This is a genomic window from Nonomuraea sp. NPDC052265, from assembly GCF_044547985.1.
Lineage (GTDB): Bacteria > Actinomycetota > Actinomycetes > Streptosporangiales > Streptosporangiaceae > Nonomuraea.
In genome coordinates, this window is the sequence record NZ_JBIUBJ010000025.1 from 89,139 (window position 1) to 105,791 (window position 16,653).

The window sequence follows — 16,653 nt, forward strand, 5'->3', positions numbered from 1 at the left end:
GCATGGGATTCTGTCGGTGGCCGGTGATACAAACAGGTCCGACGTTCGCCCGCCCTCGGCCAAGGGGTTTCACAGTGACCACCGGCAGTTCGGAGTTCTCCGTCGAAGGCGGCCCCCGCTACAACCGTCGGGGGCCGGTCCGCTGGCTCTGGTCCCACCTGCGCCGCCACCCGCTCCCCCTGACCGGCTTCCTCGGCGGTTCGCTGGTGATGGTGGTGCTCAACGCGCTGGTCCCCCAGCTCACCGGCTCGGCCTTCGACGCGGTGCTGGGCGGCCGGGGCGAGCCCGCCGCCGCGCTGGGCCTGGTCGCCCTGGCGCTGCTGGCGGTGGTGTCGGCCCGCGGCCTGCTCGACCTCCTCGCCAGGATGAGCAGCGAGATCCTGGCCAAGCGGCTTGAGCGCGACGCCCGCGACGAGCTCTACGTCGGCCTGCTCGGCAAGAGCCAGACCTTCCACAACCGGCAGCGGGTGGGCGACCTGATGGCGCGGGCGGCCAACGACATCCGCCAGCTGTCCATCATGATCAGCCCGGGGGTCGACCTGATCGTCGACTCGGGGCTCACCGGCCTGGTGCCCCTCTTCTTCATCGCCGCGATCGACCCGCGGCTGCTGCTGGTGCCCGTGGTGTTCGCGGTCGCCTTCGCGTTCGCGCTGCGCCACTACATGGGGCAGCTCAACCCGGTGGCCACCCGCATGCGCGACGAGTTCGGCGACCTCAACGCCGGGCTGAGCCAGGCGGTGCGCGGCATCGAGGTGATCAAGGTGACCGCGCAGGAGGAGCAGGAGCGGCTGCGCTTCCGCGCCCACGCCCGGCGCTACCGCGACTCCTTCGTGCGCAACGGCCTGGTCCAGGCGCGCTACCTGCCCACGTTGCTGTTCGCGTTCGCCATGGCCGGGGCGCTGTGGCACGCCCTCCATCTCCATGCCGCCGGCGCGATCACGATCGGCGACCTGGTGGCCTTCATGGGGCTGATGGGCATGCTCGGCTTCCCGACCCAGATCTCGATCTTCACGTTCTCGCTGGTGCAGATCGGCATCGTGTCCTCGCGCCGGATCCTCGACATCGTCAACGCCGAGACCGAGCTGGAGCAGCCGGCCGCGGGCCACGCCGCGCCCGTCCGGGGTGAGATCGTCTTCGACGACGTCACCTTCGGCTACGGCACGGGCGAGCCCGTCCTGCGCGGGGTGTCGTTCACCGTGCGGCCGGGCGAGACGGTGGCGATCGTCGGCGAGACCGGGGCGGGCAAGAGCACGCTGACGAAGCTGGTGCCCCGCATCTACGACGTCACCTCGGGCCGGATCCTGGTCGACGGCGTCGACGTCCGCGAGTGGGACCTCGACTCGCTGCGCTCCCAGATCTCCACCATCGAGCAGGACATCGTGCTGTTCTCGCGGTCGGTGGCCGAGAACATCGCCTTCGGCCTCGGCCAGCGGGCCGACCGCGCGGCCGTGGTCAGGGCGGCGGAAGACGCGCAGGCCGCCGAGTTCGTGGCCGAGCTCGACGACGGCTACGACACCGTCATCGGCGAGCGCGGCCTCACGCTGTCCGGCGGCCAGCGCCAGCGGCTGGCCATCGCGCGGGCGCTGCTGACCGACCCGGCGATCCTCGTCCTCGACGACTCCACCAGCGCCATCGACTCCGCCACGGAAGACCGGATCCAGCAGGCCATCGGCCGCATCCAGGAAGGGCGCACGACCCTGCTGATCACCCACCGGCTCTCCCAGATCCGCTGGGCCGACAAGATCCTGCTGCTGCGGCGCGGCGAGGTGGCCGGCTTCGGCACCCACGACGAGCTGATCGCCGGCAGCCCCCTCTACCGCCGCATCTTCTCCCACTACGACGAGGTCCCGGTCGGCGAGGGCGCGCTCGACGAGCAGGAAAGGGTCCACTGATGGGCTTCATCATGGACGGCCTCGACGCCGAGGACTACGACCGCAGCTACGACGACCGCGACCTGATGCGCCGCATCCTGGCCTACTTCCGCCCCAAGCTGGGCGCGATGTTCCTGGTGGCGGCCATGATCGTGCTGGTCTCGGCGGCGCAGGCGGTCCTGCCGCTGCTGGCCAGCCAGGGCGTCGACGCCATCCAGGACGGCACGATCGGCGACGTCGGCCCGCTGCTCGCCGTCGGCATCCTCCTCGCCGGGGCGCTGAGCTGGGCCTTCAACTTCGTCCGCCAGTGGTACAGCGCGCGGGTGACCGGCGACGTCGTGCTCCGCCTGCGCGAGGACGCCTTCGACGCCGTGCTTCAACGCGACCTGTCGTTCTACGACGAGAACCCCTCGGGCCGCATCGTCAGCCGCGTCACCTCCGACACCGACGACTTCGCCACGGTCTCCACCCTGACGATGGACCTGATCAGCCAGGTGCTGATGGTCGGCTTCGTGACCGTCCTGCTGTTCCTGCGCAGTGTCGAGCTGGCGCTGCTGACCCTGCTGGTGGCGCCGGTCGTGATGGGCCTGGCGCTGCTGTTCCGGCGGCTGGCCAGGTCCAGCACGCGCCGCGCCCAGCGGTCGCTGAGCCGGGTCAACGCCAACCTCCAGGAGACCATGGGCGGCATCGCCGTCGCCAAGAACTTCCGCCAGGAGCGGCAGGTCTACGACGAGTTCCGGCCCATCAACGAGCAGAGCTACCGGGTGACGCTGCGGCAGGGCTTCGTCTTCTCGGCCATCTTCCCCCTGCTGTTCCTGGTGGCCGGGCTCGCGACGGTCGCGCTGGTCCAGCTCGGCGGCACGTCGGTGCTGGGCGACGGCCTGTCGGCGGGCGACTGGTACCTGTTCCTCCAGGGCGTCTCGCTCTTCTGGATGCCGCTGACCTCGATCGCCGCCTTCTGGTCGCAGTTCCAGCAGGGGCTGTCGGCCTCCGAGCGGGTCTTCGCCCTGATCGACGCCCCACCCCGGGTCGTGCAGACCGGCTCGGCCGACCCCGGCAGGCTGGCCGGGCGCATCGAGTTCGCCGACGTCACCTTCGGCTACGACGCGGCCCATCCCGTCCTGCGGCACTTCGACCTGGTCATCGAGGCGGGCGAGACCGTCGCGCTGGTCGGCCACACCGGCGCCGGCAAGTCCACGCTGGGCAAGCTGATCACGAGGTTCTACGAGTTCCAGGAAGGCCGCCTGCTGATCGACGGCCACGACATCCGCTCGCTCGACCTCGGCGCGTACCGGCGGCAGATCGGCGCGGTGCCGCAGACGCCGTTCCTGTTCAGCGGCACGGTCGCCGACAACATCCGCTACCCGCGGCCCGGCGCGGGCGACGACGAGGTGCTGGCCGCGGCGGCCGCGGTCGGGGGCGGCGACTGGATCGAGGCCCTGCCCGACGGCCTGCGCACCGACGTGGGCGAGCACGGCCGGGCCCTGTCCATGGGCCAGCGGCAGCTCGTCGCGCTGGCCCGCCTGCTCATCCAGGACCCGGCGATCGTCGTCCTCGACGAGGCCACCGCGAGCGTCGACCCGCTGACCGAGGCCCAGATCCAGGAGGGGCTCGACGTGGTGCTGGCCGGCCGCACCTCGATCGTCATCGCCCACCGGCTGTCCACGATCGAGCACGTCGACCGGATCATCGTGCTCGACCACGGGCAGATCGTGGAGGAGGGCGGCCACGCCTCGCTGCTGGCCCGCGGCGGTCGCTACTGCCAGGTCTACAACACCTACTTCCGCCACCAGTCGCCCAACTACCGCCCCGACAGCGGGTTCGTCGCCGTCCGCGACACCTGACGGCTCACATGACGAGCCGCTGGTGCCTGCTGCTGCGCCACTCCACCATGAGCACGGTCGCGTCGTCCTGGAGCCGTCCGTGCTGGTGCTCCAGGATGGCCTGCACCAGCCGGCGCAGCGTCTCGGGCGCCGACAGGCCGTCGGCCTCCTGCCGGAGGATGAAGTCGATGAAGCGCTCCAGCCCGAACAGCTCGCCGTCCGGGCTCTGCGCCTCGATGATCCCGTCGGTGTAGAACAGCAGCCGGTCACCGGGCTGGAGCTGGTACCGCAGCTCTCCGGTGTCCGGCCGCAGCAGGAAGCCCATCGGCGGGTTGGGCTCGCCGGACAGCGTGGCGACCTGCTGGCCCTCGCGGACCACCAGTGGCGGATGATGTCCCCGGTTCACCCAGGTCAGCCAGCCGGTGCGCAGGTCGAGGCCGGCCAGGATGCCGGTGGCGAAGCGGCCGGTGAACTGCTCGGCGATGGCCTCGTCGATCGCCTCGGCCGTGCTGACGAGATCGGCGCCCTGCCGCCGGTTGTTCCGGCTCGCCCCGACGGCGATGGTGGCCGTCAGCCCGGCGGAGGTGTCGTGGCCCATCGAGTCGAAGATCGACACGTGCAGCGTCTCGCCGTCGACGGCGTAGTCGAAGGCGTCGCCGCCCACCGCGTACGCCGGTTCGAGCACGGCGCTGACCACCACTTCGGCGTTGGCGAACGTCCCGGGCGGCAGCAGCGGCACCAGCACCTCGGCCGACAGGGACATCGGCTGGGCGCGGGTCAGCCGGGAGTAGGAGTCGCTGTGCGGGCGCTTGCTGATCACCAGGAGCGCGACCAGCGACGCGAGCTGCTTGGCCCGCCACCCGGCGACCTCGTCGTCCTCCTGCACCGTCACCCCGAGCACGCCGATGCGCTCGGTGCCGTCGAGGAGCGGCAGCCACAGCCGTTTGGCCGGTCCGCCGGGCACCTGGACGACCTCGGCGTTGCGGAAGGCGACACCGGCGAGCGTGCCGTCGATCCGCATGACCGCCAGCGGCTCGCCGGACACGTCCTGCTGCTCGGGGAGCGGGATGAGCTGCTGTTGCTGCAGGTCGGTGACGTAGATCGCAGTCTCGGCGAAGCCCGCCATCGCGGCGTGCCGGGCGACCACGTGCGGCAGGTCCTCCATCGCGGTCAGATGGTTGGCGGACAGCATGCCACCCAGCATCAGCTCTCCGCCACTCCGCATCGGCACACCCTTCCTGAGGTCTGCCCGGAAACCTACCCATGTCGAGCGGCCGGACCCTGCCCCGATGACCGTCACTGACACTTCCGTACGGCCGGGCGTGCTCCCCTCAGTGACCCGCCTGTCCCTCCGTACGCTCGCCCGCCCGCGCCCGCGACCGCGCCGCGTCCTGGTACGCCTTCGTCACCGCCACGATCATGGCCGCCAGCGCGGCGACGGCCATCGCCACCCAGAGCACGCCCCCGCCCACGAAGACGGAGAGCACCAGCAGCGCGGCGACCGTGAAGACCCATCCGCCCACCGACCCGGGAATCCTCAAAACCGGGCCTCCCATACGTACCAGGGGCCTTCGAGGTGGGTGTATCCCGTGTGGGACTCCTCGGGCGGCTCGCCGCCGGGGCTCCACGCGAAGCCGTACATGTCGAGCAGGCCGGTGTCGCTCACCAGGAACCGCGCCCCGCCCTCGATCCGCTCGATCGACGTCAGCGGGTAGAGGCCCACCCACCGGTCGTCGTGCCTGACGGACCCGGCCTCCGCCGCGACCGTCCGGGCGAACTCCTCCAGCCCCGCCTCCGACAGCGCGAACCGGACACTGAACGGCACCCCGGTGAACACCAGCGCGATCACGGTCACGCCCATCAGCGGCGCGGCCAGCCAGCGGACCCAATGACGGCGCAGCCCGGGACGTCCCTCGGAACGCAGGAGGGCCACCGTGAACCGGGCGACCCAGACGACCACGGTGACGACGGCGAGCGCGAGGCCCGCCAGCAGCAGCATGAACGACCCCCCGCCGGGCATGCTGGAGTGGTTGAGCACGATCAGCCCCACCACGGCGACCAGCGGAAGCAGCACCTTGCCGGGCGGGCCGACCAGGGTTCGGGTGAGCGCCGGTAACGCCGGTTGCCCGGCGACGTTTTCGGACATGCCCGACCGTACCGCGATCAGGCCCCAGCCGGACGCTCGGCCGCCTACAGCAGCCGGGAACGGTCCAGCGCCGCCCTCTTGCGCACCTCGGTGAGGAACACCTCCGTGTGGCGGTGGTGACGTCGCGGACGGCTGGGCTCCCGGCCGGCCGGGGTGTCCGCGTGCTGGGAGAACGTCAGCCAGCAGCTGCGGATGCCGTAGAGGAGGTTCTCCAGCAGGTCGAGGGCCGGGCGGGCGGGGTTGAGCGGGGTGATGGGCAGGTAGACCGTGCTGGGGCCGAGGCCGAGCTCGGGATGGTCGGTGCGGGCCTGGGCGATCAGCTCCTCGGCCACGCCGATGCGGTGCTTGGCCTCGGTGACGCCGTAGAGGTGGCCCTCGGCGACGTGCAGGGCGTTGCGGATCATGGGCATGACCGCGTGCCGGGGCGAACCGCCGCCGCTCATCGCGGAGATGACCTCGGTGAGGCTCTCCTGGGCGGGGGCCTTGATGTTGTCGACCTCGGAGATGGTCTGCATCGGATGCAGGCCGGTGTGACGGGCGCTGACGGTCGCGGCGGCGTAGAGCCAGTGGGCCGCCGCGATCGCGGCCGCGGTCGGGTCGATCTTCGTGAACAGCGCCTCCGTGCCGAACGGATGCTGGTGCAGCAGGCTGTCGGCCTGGGCCACCTGAAGGGGCGAGGCGTCCTCGCGGCTGAGCATGACGGCCTGCTGGGCGCGCGCGGTCAGGTCGCCGAGCTCGGCGTTCTCGATGGCGGCCAGCTCCGCGGTGACGTCGGTGGCGACGCGGCCGGAGAGCTGGGCGTGGTTGATCGTGTGCAGCGTACGGCCGACGCGGTGGGCGACCTCCTCCACCCGCGTGGAGTAGAGCGTGAGCGCGCCGTTGGCCGGCCGGACGGGCGCCAGCAGGGCCGGGACGACCGAGGCGAACGCGTCACGCTCGGCCTGGCGCTGCCAGCCGACGCTGTTGGGGCCGTGCTGGTCGGCGGCGCTGGACGGGTGGGTGTAGCAGCGCCAGCAGGCGTAGGACAGCTCCGTGAGGCTGATGGCCAGGCGGAGCACGTCGAGGCTCGCAGGCACTTCTTCCGCCACGGTGGTGGCGACGTCGCCGATCCCCGTACCCCATGTGGCGATGAGCGCGTGGCGGGTGTGGTCGACGGCGAACCGGGTCACGGAGGCTCCTTAAAACGGGGGGTGTGGGGGAGCGTGATGACATGCTCAGGATGCTTGATCCGGCGTGGTCGTGGAGGGAAATTCGCATTGTTGTCGGTCCCTGATCTGCGGATTTGCCGTGAAATGCGCTAGAAGATTTTTCCGGAGGATGGGCCGGTGTGGGGCCGCTGGGTGGAGGAATCACGTCTTGTCGGGATACGTCGGCGTTCCTGCACCGGCTCCGGCCGGCACGGCGGCGGGCCGATACGGTCCGTGACGGCGGGCCGCCGTCTCTACCCTCGTTCCTCCAGTCTGGACCTGTTTCGGTCGGTCACTTTCGGTGGCCAATATCCGCCGGCAGAAAAGAAACCTGGGCGCCGGTGTAAGGGAACACCACCCGGCGAAATCATGATCATCCCCACTCGGGCGAGCAATGTGTCACCGTTTTCACATCACTGGGGCTCCCGGCCGCTCGTCCGGCGCGGGCCCCTTCCAAGCTGCGCAAAGGCAGGAATGTGTGGACCTAGAAACACAGATCCTCAGGTTGCTGTTGCGCCTGCGGAAGCTCAAGGCAGGCGGCCCCACCGACGGCGACATCAAGGCGACCACGACCGGGATCACGCGGATGCAGGCCGAGATCACCGACATCCGGGCGGAGATGAGACAGGACTTCGCCGCGCTCGGCGACGAACTGGCAGCCCTTCGACGCCACATGAACGACCACTTCACCGCCGGCCGGCCGCGCTGCTGCAAGGACCCGGCTCAAGGCTGCCCGCAAGGGGCGTCCGCGTTCGACCCGGACCCGATCGGATCCTGACCTCTCCACTCCAGGCTCAGCTCGCGTACCGCCGCCGCGGTGCCGGGCTGAGCCCTCCGGAGACCCGCACCCGTTGCTTGCCGGCGGTCGTGTCGGGTATACACGGGTTGCCACCATGTGCTTACAGCAAGTGGGACCCGGTCGCCCTCCACCACTGGGCCGGTTCCCTACCGACTACCGGCAAAGGTAGGAGTAAGTGGATGTAGAGGCGGAGATCCTGGACATCAAGCTTCGTGTCCAGGCGCTGGAGGCGACGCTGTGCGCCGAGGCCGACTGTTCGGAGGCGGTGCTCGGCATCGCCGAGCTCAGGGCCGACCTCGCCGACACCCGGAGCGAGGCGGGCCACCACGTGACGGCCTTGACCGACGAGCTGCTCGGCCTCCACGGGCAGAGCGACGAACACTTCCAGGCGGTCCGGTCGAAGATCCGCCGGCGGCTCGACCTCCTGCGCTGCGAGACCCTCGACCTGGCCATCAGGCTCGACCGCCTGCTGGAGAGGGACGGCTCCTAGCGTGCGCGGGCCCGCCCGAGCAGCGTCCGCATGTCCGCCGGCGGGCGCGCGACGAGGTCGGCGGCGAAGTGCTCGAAGATGTTGAGTATCGTGCCCTCGGGCAGGCCCTGGAGTTCGCGTTCCCGGTGCACGAACGGCCGGAGCGAGCGGCCTGACTCTGTCGTCCCCGCTGCTGCTGGCCGCCGGGCTGCTCGTCACGGCGGCGCTGGCCTGGGCGGCCGTCGTCTCGGCCCGCCGCCGGAGGTCGGCGCTCGCCGCGGCCGGGGTCGCCGGGGCGGGCGGGCGCGGGGCCTACCTCGGGACCGGCCTGACCATCGCCGGCGTCGGCGTGCTCGCGCTCGCCACCGCGGGGCCGGCGGCGCTGGTCCCGGTGCCCCGGACCGCGGGCACCGTCATCCTCGCCATGGACGTCTCCAACAGCATGGGCGCCGACGACGTCGCGCCGACCAGGCTGGCCGCCGCGCAGCGGGCGGCCCGCGCGTTCGTGGCGGCGCAGCCGGACAGCGTGGACATCGGGGTCGTCGCGTTCGAACGCGACGCGCTCACCACCGCGCGGCCCGACGCCGACCACTCCGTCGCGCTCAGGGCCATCGACCGGCTGAAGATCACCGGCGGCACCTCGCTCGGCACGGCCATCACGGCCTCGCTGACGGCCATCACCGGCAGGCAGGTGGTCATCGGCCGCGACGGGACGCCGCCCGACATCGGCTACTGGCCGTCGGCGACGATCGTGATGTTCTCCGACGGCCAGAACCAGGGCGGCCAGGACCAGGGCGGCCAGGACCAGGGCGGCCAGAACCCAGGCGGCGACGTCGAGCGGGCCGCCGCCGTGGCCCAGAAGGCGGGCGTGCGCATCCACACCGTCGGGATCGGCACCGCGGCCGGGGCGGCGGTGCGAGTGGACGGCTACCACCTGCAGACCGCGCTCGACGAGGACAGCCTCACCACGATCGCGCGGACCACCGGCGGCGGCTACCGGCCGGCCGCCGACGCCGCGCGGCTCGACGGCGTCGCCGACTCGATCGACCTGCGGCTCACCGTCTCCGACGAGCCGCTGCCCCTCGCCGGCGGGTTGATCGGGCTCGCCCTCGTGCTGCTCGCCGCGGGCGCGGCGCTCACCGTACTGCGGTCGGGACGGGTGATCTGAATGTCGATGTCGTGGCCGTGGGCGCTGCTGTCCGTGCTGGTCATCCCGTTGATCTTCGTGTTCCGCTGGTGGACGCGTCGCCGCCGGCGGCGGGCCGCCGTACGCGTCACCTCGATCGCGCTCGTACGGGCCGCTCTTCCCGGGCGTACACGCTGGACGCGGCGCGTTCCCACGGCGCTCTTCGTCGCCGGGCTCGCGCTGCTGGCGGTCGGGGCGGCGCGACCGCAGGCGTCGGTGCCGGTGCCCATGCGGTCGGCGACGATCCTGCTCGCGCTCGACACCTCCGGCTCCATGTGCTCCACGGACGTCGATCCCAACCGCATCACCGCCGCCAGGAAGGCCGCCGCCGACTTCATCGAGTCACAGCGCGGCGGCCCGCGCATCGGCCTGGTCACCTTCGCCGGCACCGCGGGCCTGCTCGTCCCGCCCACCGACGACACCGACACCCTGATCGAGGCCCTGGACGGGCTCACCGTGGCCCGCGGCACCGCGATCGGTCAGGCCATGATCACCTCGATCGACGCGATCGCCGAGGTGGACCCGTCGGTCGCCGCCACCGCCGCCACCCCACCCGCCGCCGGCCCCGGGTACGCCGGCGCCGCGATCGTCGTGCTCACCGACGGCGCCAACACCCAGGGCGTCGACCCGCAGCGGGCCGCCCAGGAGGCGGCGCTGCGCCGCGTACGCGTGTTCACCATCGGCTTCGGCACGACGAACGCGGTGCCGATGGTGTGCGACAACTCGCAGTTCGACGGCCGCGGCTTCAGCGGGTGGGGTGGCGGGTTCGGCGGGGGCTTCGACCGGGGCCGCAACCCCCGGGTCATCGACGAGCCCGCACTCCGGCAGATCGCCCGCACGACCGGCGGCTCCTACCACCGAGCCGAGAACGCCGACCAGCTCGGAACCGCCCTCGACGCCCTCCCCGGTGCCTTCACCGTCGTCCGGGAACGGGTGGACACGGCCGCCGCCTTCGCCGGGGCCGGCGCCCTGCTCGTCGTCGCGGCGCTGTCGCTCTCCCTCTGGTGGAACCGCCCCCGCAGCGCCTGAGGGCTACTCGGGAGCGGCCTCCGTACGTCCGGTCAGGCGTTCGTGGCGCTGCCGGGCGGCCTGCGCGGTGCCCAGCCCGAGCCCGAAGGCGATCTCCTGCCAGGTCATCCCGCGCCCGCGGGCCATCCCCAGCAGCGCGGCCTCCAGCGCGTCCAGCTCCCCGCGGACCAGCGGGACGAGGCTCAACGCGGCGGTGATGTCGGCCTGGTCCACCTCCGGCTCGCCGTCGTCCAGCTTCGCGGCCCCGCTGAGCAGGAACGACACCAGCCGGACGGCCTCGTGCGGGCCGATGGCCGACGGGTGCGCCTGCCTGCCGCGCTGCTCGTCGGTGGCGGCATGCCGCTCGGCGATCCGGAACAGGGAGGCGTGCACCCGCGCCACGCGCGCCTGCTCGGGGTCCGGCGGGGAGAAGGGGTGATCAGTGCTCGTGGACATGGAGGCCACGATGCCGTGGGAAGCAAGTCGATGTCAACAGGCTGTTTTGAACGAAATGTTTAGTGTCGATGTGCCGATTGAGGGTTCACTACGGGGAAGGGTGCTTTTCGGCGGTAAAGATTACATCGAAAGTTCAACGATAGCGTTGAAGGCATGGACATCAAGGACATCGCCTGGCCGGTCGACGGCGCGGGTGTTTCGGCGTTCCTGCGGTCGCTTCCCGCCCAGCCGCTGCTGCTCGGCCTCGGTGAGGCCCGGCATTTCGTGGGGGAGCTGGGCGAGGTGCGTAACGAGATCTTCCGGCACCTGGCCGAGAACGAGGGCTACCGGACGTTCGCCATCGAGAGCGACTGTCTCAAGGGCCTCCTGGTGGACGACCACGTCACGACGGGCGCGGGCACGCTCGACGACGTCATGGAACGCGGCTTCAGCCACGGCTTCGGCGCCTCGCCGGCCAACCGCGAGCTCGTCCGCTGGATGCGCGCCTACAACGAGGAGCATGACGAGAAGCTGCGGTTCTTCGGGATCGACGGTCCGCTGGAGTACTGGGCGGCGAGCCCGCGCGAGGCTCTCACCGGCCTGTATGACCTGCTCGACGGCCCGCTCCTCGCGAGCGTGGTGACCAGGGAGACCCTCGACACGCTCCTGGGCCCGGACGAACGATGGTCGGACGAGGCCACGGCCATGGATCCGTCGAAGTCGATCGGCCAGTCCGCCGACGCCCAGCGGCTGCGAGTGATCGCCGACGACCTGGCGGCACTGCTCGACACGCAGTCGCCGCAGCTCGGCGCGCAGGACAGGGAACGGGCGGAGCTGTACGCGCGGACCGCCACCGGCCTGCTGCGCTACCACCACTGGATGGCCGACGCCTCCCCGGCGCGGTGGTCCCGGCTGTCGGCCCTGCGGGACGCGATGATGGCGGCCAACCTGCGGGCCGTCGCCCGGCGCGGCCCGGCTCTGGTCTTCTCGGCCAACCTCCACCTCCAGCGCCACAGGACGTTCATGCAGTTCGGCGACCAGCGGCTGGAGTGGTGGAGCGCGGGGGCGATCGCCGCCGCGCACCTGGGCGACAGGTACACCTACCTGGCCTCGGCCTTCGGCACGACGGGCGACGTCATCCCGCCGCCGGACACCGTCGAGGGCATCCTGTCCGCGCTTCCGCAGGACCACTCGGTGATCGACGCCCGCCGCCTGGCCGAGGCCGTCACGGACGCCGCGAAGCGCGTCTCGCACGATTTCGCCTACTTCCCGCTGGACCCGTCCCAGCTCGGCTCGATCGACGGCATCCTCTTCCTCAGAAAGGTCGGCGGCTGGGGCTGACCGGCGGGGGGCGGACAGCACGATGGCCCCTCCCCGGAGGGAGGGACCATCAGGTTGACACGGACAGAAGGTGGGACGACCTACTCGGAGGTCTCCCAGGGCATCGGCATGTAATCCATCTCCGCATACGAGTTGTCCATGTACGGGTTGTCCATCTCCTCCTCGCGCTGAGGCTCGGAGTACTCACCCATCGGGCGATCCATCTCCCGCTCGGTCTTGTCCCCGTCCTCGGGGACGCAGCCCATTTCCGCGGTCTTGCCGTCGTACGGCTTCTTGCCCGGCGGGCACTGGTGGTGGTCGTAGCCGTGGTCGTACCCGTGGTCGTACCCGTGGTCATGACCGTGGCCGTGGCCGTGGTGGTGCGGCTTCTTCCCGGGCCGGCAGTGGTCCTTCTTCTTCCAGGGCCGGCAGGGGTGGTGCGGGTGCTGCGGCTTCTGCGAGACCCTGATCGCGGCCCTCGCCGGAGCGGAGGTCAAGCCCCCCGCCCTGGCCACCGCGGTGTTGGTGATGACGAAGTTGCAGCCCTTGCGGCAGTCCTTCTTGCCGCCCGGACGACCCGGCACGACGAAGACGCCCGTGCAGGTCGTGGTCTCGCCAGGCGCCAGGGTGGTGGTCCGGCAGACGATGCTCGTCACCCGGTTGTCGTCGATCCTGAGGTTCCGCAGGGTCTCGTCGGAGTTGTTCCGGACGACGTAGCGGTAGGTGACCCGGTCCCCGGGCCGGTACGTGCGCGTGTCGTCGACGCTCTTGTCCAGCAGCAGCGTCCCGCGCTCGCCCATGACCTCGATGGTGGCCTCCGACGGCGGCGAGGCCACCTCGGTCTCGTCCACCCTGCCCACCGCGGTGGCGGTGTTGGTGACCGAGCCGCGCGCGGCGTCCTCCTCGGTGACCGTGTACGTGCCCATGCAGGACGTGGCGTCGCCCGGGTCCAGCGTCGTGCTCTCGCAGACGATGTCCATCACCCGGTCGTCGTCGATCCGCAGGTCGGTCACGGTCTCGTCGAAGGTGTTCCGCACGAGGTAGCGGTAGGTGACCCGGTCCCCGGGCCGGTACGTGCGGGAGTCGTCGACGGTCTTCTCCAGCTCCAGCATCCCGCGCTCGTCGGTGACGCCGATGGTGACCTCGGACTCCGGTGAGGTGACCTCCGTGCCGTCGGCCCTGCCCATCGCGGTGGCGGTGTTGGTGACCGAGCCGCGCTCGGCGTCCTCCTCCGTGACCTGGTAGGAGCCGCGGCAGATGACCCGCTCGCCCACGTCCAAGGTGGTCCGCGGGCACTCGACCTCTTCGACGACGTCGTCGTCCACCATCAGGTCGGTGATGTTCAAGTTGCCGGTGTTGGTGACCACGTACTCGTAGGGCACCTCGGTGCCCACCGGCACCGGGTCGGGCAGCTCGGCGTCCTCGTCGATGCGCTTGGTGAGCGACAGCTCAGGCCGCTCGGCCACCGGGCGGACGACCACGTTCCGGATCAGGTGGACATCGGTGAACAGACCGGTGGAAGCACCGAACCCGAACTTGTACGTCGCCGGGACCGGCCGCGGCGCGGGCAGGGAGAGCACCTCCTGCATCCCGTTGCCGTCGTTGAAGTCGATCGAGATGGTGATCTCGGGGTTCGGCGCCGGGGTGATCCGGACGTTGACCGTGCGCTTCGACTCCTCAAGCACGGCCTGCGCCGCCCGCGGGTCGTTGGGCACGGACCGCGTGGGCCCCTGCAGGTTGCCCGGCAGCGTCGAGGGCCACGGGCCCGTGGTGGTGAAGTTGCTGGTGGTGGCGGTCAGGAAGCAGTACCCGGCGGTGCCGTTCCCCGGGCCGCGCACGGTGACCATGTTCGGGCCCGGAGCCGGGACGCGGAAGCCCGTGCCGGCCGGTGAGCGCTCCGCGCAGGTGCGGCCCCGCTGCTCCCAGTCCCCGAAGTAGTTGCCGAGGACGTCCAGGCCGACGCCGACGTAGCCCTGGTTGACCCCGGGCTCGAACGGGTTCACCGGGTCGTCGTCGGGCAGCTTCTGGGCGTAGCCGAGGCTGCCGCCGAACGCGCCGGGACGGTCCAGCGTTGCCTCGCCGTTGATCAGGAAGAAGGAGATGCCGTCGGCCGGCACCGCCGTGGTGTTGCCGTACTGCCACTGCTCGAACGTCACGTCCAGGCCCTCTTCGGCCGGGATCGGCTCGTTGTAGAGGGCGGCCGCCGTCTGGTCAAGGTCGGCGCTGGTGAGCTGGAGATAGCCGTACGGGGCTGCTCCGGTCGGCGGGACGGGACCCGACGCGTTGGCCGGACAGCCCCCGAGCGGGTGGTCGCCCGGCCCCGCGGGCGGGGCCGCCGGCGCGCCCGTCAGGCAGGCCGAACCCACGCCGATGAACTGCGGGATCGCGGTTGCTCCGGTGAAGTCCTCCTCGACCAGAGGCACCGGTTGCGCGGCCGCGGGCTGGGCGGGTTGGAGCGCTACCGACACCGCGCTCAGAAGGAGCATGGTGGAAATGGCCGCACCCCTGTGGCCAGATCGGTTGGTTCCCGGCCCCGTAGGGCCAGATCGTATCTTCACGAATACCGAAGGTAGCCATGCGCACTTGTGAACAGCCCGATTGACATAGCAAACGATCATCCACGAATGACACCTTCCCTCTTTACGGGAACTTCGGTTTTCGCCATCAGCACGGTCATCTCTGGAGGAAGTTTGACATTCGGCTCGGTCATTTCCCGTCGAGTCGAAATAAGTCCGATATCGCGGGCTCTATGAGGGATTCATGGGCTAAGGGGCCATTGCCGATTCGCAGGTTCCCGGAAGGGGCATGGCAGCCGACGGATTCCGGCGACGGACGGCCGGGCGTGCGAGAGGATCCGGGGTCACGGTCGGCGGGCGCCGCGGAAGGGGCCTGGAGACCGCCGGGGCGTGGCCGCCGTACGGATCGGCGGCGCCGAGCGGTGGACGTACCGCCGGTTGTGGGGCGACGACCTCGTGGACTGGATCCGGGTCGACGACCGGCGCGGGGCTGCCGTCTGGCGCGACGGCCGGGTCACCCTGATCGACGTGCCGACCGGCCGCGTCGTCTGGCGGGCGGACCTGCCCGCCGCTCCTGCGCCTCGGCCAGGTCGGACGAGCACACCCCGGTCGCCGGCAGGTCGAGCCGCACGTCGCGGGCCGCCTCCCCATCCCCGGCCAGCGCGGCGACGACGGAGCGCGCCTGCTCGTACCCGGTGGCGAGCAGGAAGGTCGGCGCGCGGCCGTAGCTCTTGACGCCGATGGCGTAGTAGCCGGGCTCGGGGTGGGCCAGCTCGTCCACGCCGTGCGGCGGGACGGTGCCGCAGGAGTGCTGGTTGGGATCGATGAGCGGGGCCAGGGCGCGGGTGGAGCCGAGGACGGGGTCCAGGTCCAGGCGCAGTTCGGCGGCGATGGAGTGGTCGGGGCGGTAGCCGGTTGCGCTGACGATCCGGTCCACGATGATCGACTGCTCGGTGCCGGAGGGGGCGCGGCTGGTCACCTCGACGCCGTCGCCGGTGGCGCGCACCCGGTGGGTGAAGAAGCCGGTCAGGAGCTGGATGCGGCCGGATTCGACGAGGGCGTGCAGGCGGGTGCCGAGCGCGCCGCGTGCCGGGAGGGCGTCGGCGTCGCCGCCGCCGTAGGCGCGGCTCGCGTTGCCTGCGCGGATCGCCCAGGTGATCGGCGTGTTCTCCAGTCCGGCCAGCGCGAGCAACGTGGTCGAGGCTGAGTGGCCGGCGCCGACGACCAGCACGTGCCGGCCCTCGTAGCGGTCGCGGTCGGCACCGAGGACGTCGGGCATCGCCTGGTCGACGGGCACCTCGCTCTCGCCGTAAGCGGGCAGGCCGCTGCCGCCTAGCACGTTCGGGCTGGTCCAGGTGCCGGAGGCGTCGATGATCGCGCCTGCCTGCAGCTCGCTGCCGTCGGCCAGGCGGATCAGGAAGGGGGCCTGCTCGCGGCCTGCCGTGCGTACCCGGTCGTGGCCGAGGCGGCTGATCGCGGTCACTCGTGCGTCGGTGCGTACCCGGTCGCCGAACAGCTCGGCCAGCGGGGCGAGGTGGTCATCGACGAGCTCGGCGCCGGTCGGCAGCCATTCGGGGTCGGGCGCGGTCCAGCCGTCGGCCTCCAGCAGACGGCGGGCGGCGGCGTCGATGTCGTACTTCCACGGGCTGAACAGCCGTACGTGCCCCCACTGGGCCACCGATGCGCCCACCTGCGGGCCGGCCTCCAGGACCAGGAAGCCGATGCCGCGCTCAGTCAGGTGCGCCGCGGCGGCCAGGCCGATGGGTCCCGCGCCGATCACGACCACGGGCAGGTCGTCCCGCCGCCCTGAGGTGGCCTGCTGAGGGGCCATGACCTGCTCGATCGCGATCGTGGTGGGACCGCAGCAACTGTCACTCATGTGCATCGCGCCTC

At 71.3% G+C, this 16,653-nt stretch carries 15 protein-coding genes; 7 read left to right on the forward strand and 8 right to left on the reverse strand.

Annotated elements, in window-relative coordinates; all coding sequences use genetic code 11:
- Positions 1 to 74 precede the first annotated feature (74 nt).
- Both ACIHAD_RS42275 and ACIHAD_RS42280 read left to right on the forward strand, forming a co-directional pair.
- On the forward strand, positions 75 to 1,892 hold the full coding sequence (locus ACIHAD_RS42275; protein WP_397360454.1) for an ABC transporter ATP-binding protein: 1,818 nt from the start codon (positions 75 to 77) through the stop codon (positions 1,890 to 1,892).
- Positions 1,892 to 3,715 carry an ABC transporter ATP-binding protein gene (locus ACIHAD_RS42280; RefSeq protein ID WP_397360455.1) on the forward strand — a complete coding sequence of 608 codons (1,824 nt, stop codon included), beginning with the start codon at positions 1,892 to 1,894 and terminating at the stop codon, positions 3,713 to 3,715. The genes ACIHAD_RS42275 and ACIHAD_RS42280 overlap by 1 nt, the downstream gene beginning before the upstream one ends.
- Before the next feature lie 4 nt (positions 3,716 to 3,719).
- Here the strand turns inward: ACIHAD_RS42280 and ACIHAD_RS42285 are convergent, their stop codons facing one another.
- From ACIHAD_RS42285 to ACIHAD_RS42300, 4 genes are all read right to left on the reverse strand, one after another.
- Positions 3,720 to 4,919 carry a PP2C family protein-serine/threonine phosphatase gene (locus ACIHAD_RS42285; RefSeq protein ID WP_397360456.1) on the reverse strand — a complete coding sequence of 400 codons (1,200 nt, stop codon included), beginning with the start codon at positions 4,917 to 4,919 and terminating at the stop codon, positions 3,720 to 3,722.
- 106 nt (positions 4,920 to 5,025) lie between these two features.
- Positions 5,026 to 5,217, reverse strand: a complete 192-nt coding sequence (locus ACIHAD_RS42290; RefSeq protein WP_397360457.1) for a hypothetical protein — start codon at positions 5,215 to 5,217, stop codon at positions 5,026 to 5,028.
- Between the two features lie 14 nt (positions 5,218 to 5,231).
- Complete coding sequence (locus ACIHAD_RS42295) at positions 5,232 to 5,840, reverse strand: hypothetical protein (protein ID WP_397360458.1); 609 nt, start codon at positions 5,838 to 5,840, stop codon at positions 5,232 to 5,234.
- Positions 5,841 to 5,884: 44 nt separating this feature from the next.
- Positions 5,885 to 7,009 carry a hypothetical protein gene (locus tag ACIHAD_RS42300; RefSeq protein WP_397360459.1) on the reverse strand — a complete coding sequence of 375 codons (1,125 nt, stop codon included), beginning with the start codon at positions 7,007 to 7,009 and terminating at the stop codon, positions 5,885 to 5,887.
- A 496-nt stretch (positions 7,010 to 7,505) separates the two neighbouring features.
- On the opposite strand from ACIHAD_RS42300, the gene ACIHAD_RS42305 reads away from it, so the two are divergent.
- Entirely contained in the window at positions 7,506 to 7,805 is a 300-nt protein-coding gene (locus tag ACIHAD_RS42305; RefSeq protein ID WP_397360460.1) for a hypothetical protein, read from the forward strand.
- A gap of 196 nt (positions 7,806 to 8,001) precedes the next feature.
- Positions 8,002 to 8,316 (forward strand): hypothetical protein, encoded by a 315-nt coding sequence (locus ACIHAD_RS42310; protein WP_397360461.1) that lies wholly within the window; start codon positions 8,002 to 8,004, stop codon positions 8,314 to 8,316.
- Here the strand turns inward: ACIHAD_RS42310 and ACIHAD_RS42315 are convergent.
- Positions 8,313 to 8,447, reverse strand: coding sequence for a hypothetical protein (locus ACIHAD_RS42315; RefSeq protein WP_397360462.1), 135 nt, complete (start codon positions 8,445 to 8,447; stop codon positions 8,313 to 8,315). The genes ACIHAD_RS42310 and ACIHAD_RS42315 overlap by 4 nt on opposite strands.
- Positions 8,448 to 8,644: 197 nt before the next feature.
- Here ACIHAD_RS42315 and ACIHAD_RS42320 point away from each other — a divergent pair, with 197 nt between their 5' ends.
- Entirely contained in the window at positions 8,645 to 9,463 is an 819-nt protein-coding gene (locus ACIHAD_RS42320) for a VWA domain-containing protein (RefSeq protein WP_397360463.1), read from the forward strand.
- Complete coding sequence (locus ACIHAD_RS42325) at positions 9,464 to 10,510, forward strand: VWA domain-containing protein (RefSeq protein WP_397360464.1); 1,047 nt, start codon at positions 9,464 to 9,466, stop codon at positions 10,508 to 10,510.
- 3 nt (positions 10,511 to 10,513) lie between these two features.
- Here the strand turns inward: ACIHAD_RS42325 and ACIHAD_RS42330 are convergent, their stop codons facing one another.
- On the reverse strand, positions 10,514 to 10,945 hold the full coding sequence (locus tag ACIHAD_RS42330; protein ID WP_397360465.1) for a DNA-binding protein: 432 nt from the start codon (positions 10,943 to 10,945) through the stop codon (positions 10,514 to 10,516).
- A gap of 153 nt (positions 10,946 to 11,098) precedes the next feature.
- Here ACIHAD_RS42330 and ACIHAD_RS42335 point away from each other — a divergent pair, with 153 nt between their 5' ends.
- On the forward strand, positions 11,099 to 12,265 hold the full coding sequence (locus tag ACIHAD_RS42335) for an erythromycin esterase family protein (protein ID WP_397360466.1): 1,167 nt from the start codon (positions 11,099 to 11,101) through the stop codon (positions 12,263 to 12,265).
- Between the two features lie 80 nt (positions 12,266 to 12,345).
- Here ACIHAD_RS42335 and ACIHAD_RS42340 read toward each other — a convergent pair whose 3' ends face one another.
- On the reverse strand, positions 12,346 to 14,730 hold the full coding sequence (locus ACIHAD_RS42340) for a hypothetical protein (protein WP_397360467.1): 2,385 nt from the start codon (positions 14,728 to 14,730) through the stop codon (positions 12,346 to 12,348).
- Between the two features lie 544 nt (positions 14,731 to 15,274).
- The gene (locus tag ACIHAD_RS42345) at positions 15,275 to 16,639 is read right to left on the reverse strand and encodes an FAD-dependent oxidoreductase (protein ID WP_397360468.1); all 1,365 of its coding nucleotides are present in this window, start codon (positions 16,637 to 16,639) and stop codon (positions 15,275 to 15,277) included.
- Positions 16,640 to 16,653 lie beyond the last annotated feature (14 nt).

What these genes read in the sequence shown, in the direction of transcription:
- ACIHAD_RS42325 (WP_397360464.1), top strand. Translation starts at nt 9,464, where the DNA reads ATGTCGATGTCGTGGCCGTGGGCGCTGCTGTCCGTGCTGGTCATCCCG.
- ACIHAD_RS42345 (WP_397360468.1), bottom strand. Translation starts at nt 16,639, where the DNA reads ATGAGTGACAGTTGCTGCGGTCCCACCACGATCGCGATCGAGCAGGTC.
- ACIHAD_RS42330 (WP_397360465.1), bottom strand. Translation starts at nt 10,945, where the DNA reads ATGTCCACGAGCACTGATCACCCCTTCTCCCCGCCGGACCCCGAGCAG.
- ACIHAD_RS42285 (WP_397360456.1), bottom strand. Translation starts at nt 4,919, where the DNA reads ATGCGGAGTGGCGGAGAGCTGATGCTGGGTGGCATGCTGTCCGCCAAC.
- ACIHAD_RS42335 (WP_397360466.1), top strand. Translation starts at nt 11,099, where the DNA reads ATGGACATCAAGGACATCGCCTGGCCGGTCGACGGCGCGGGTGTTTCG.
- ACIHAD_RS42340 (WP_397360467.1), bottom strand. Translation starts at nt 14,730, where the DNA reads ATGCTCCTTCTGAGCGCGGTGTCGGTAGCGCTCCAACCCGCCCAGCCC.
- ACIHAD_RS42280 (WP_397360455.1), top strand. Translation starts at nt 1,892, where the DNA reads ATGGGCTTCATCATGGACGGCCTCGACGCCGAGGACTACGACCGCAGC.
- ACIHAD_RS42295 (WP_397360458.1), bottom strand. Translation starts at nt 5,840, where the DNA reads ATGTCCGAAAACGTCGCCGGGCAACCGGCGTTACCGGCGCTCACCCGA.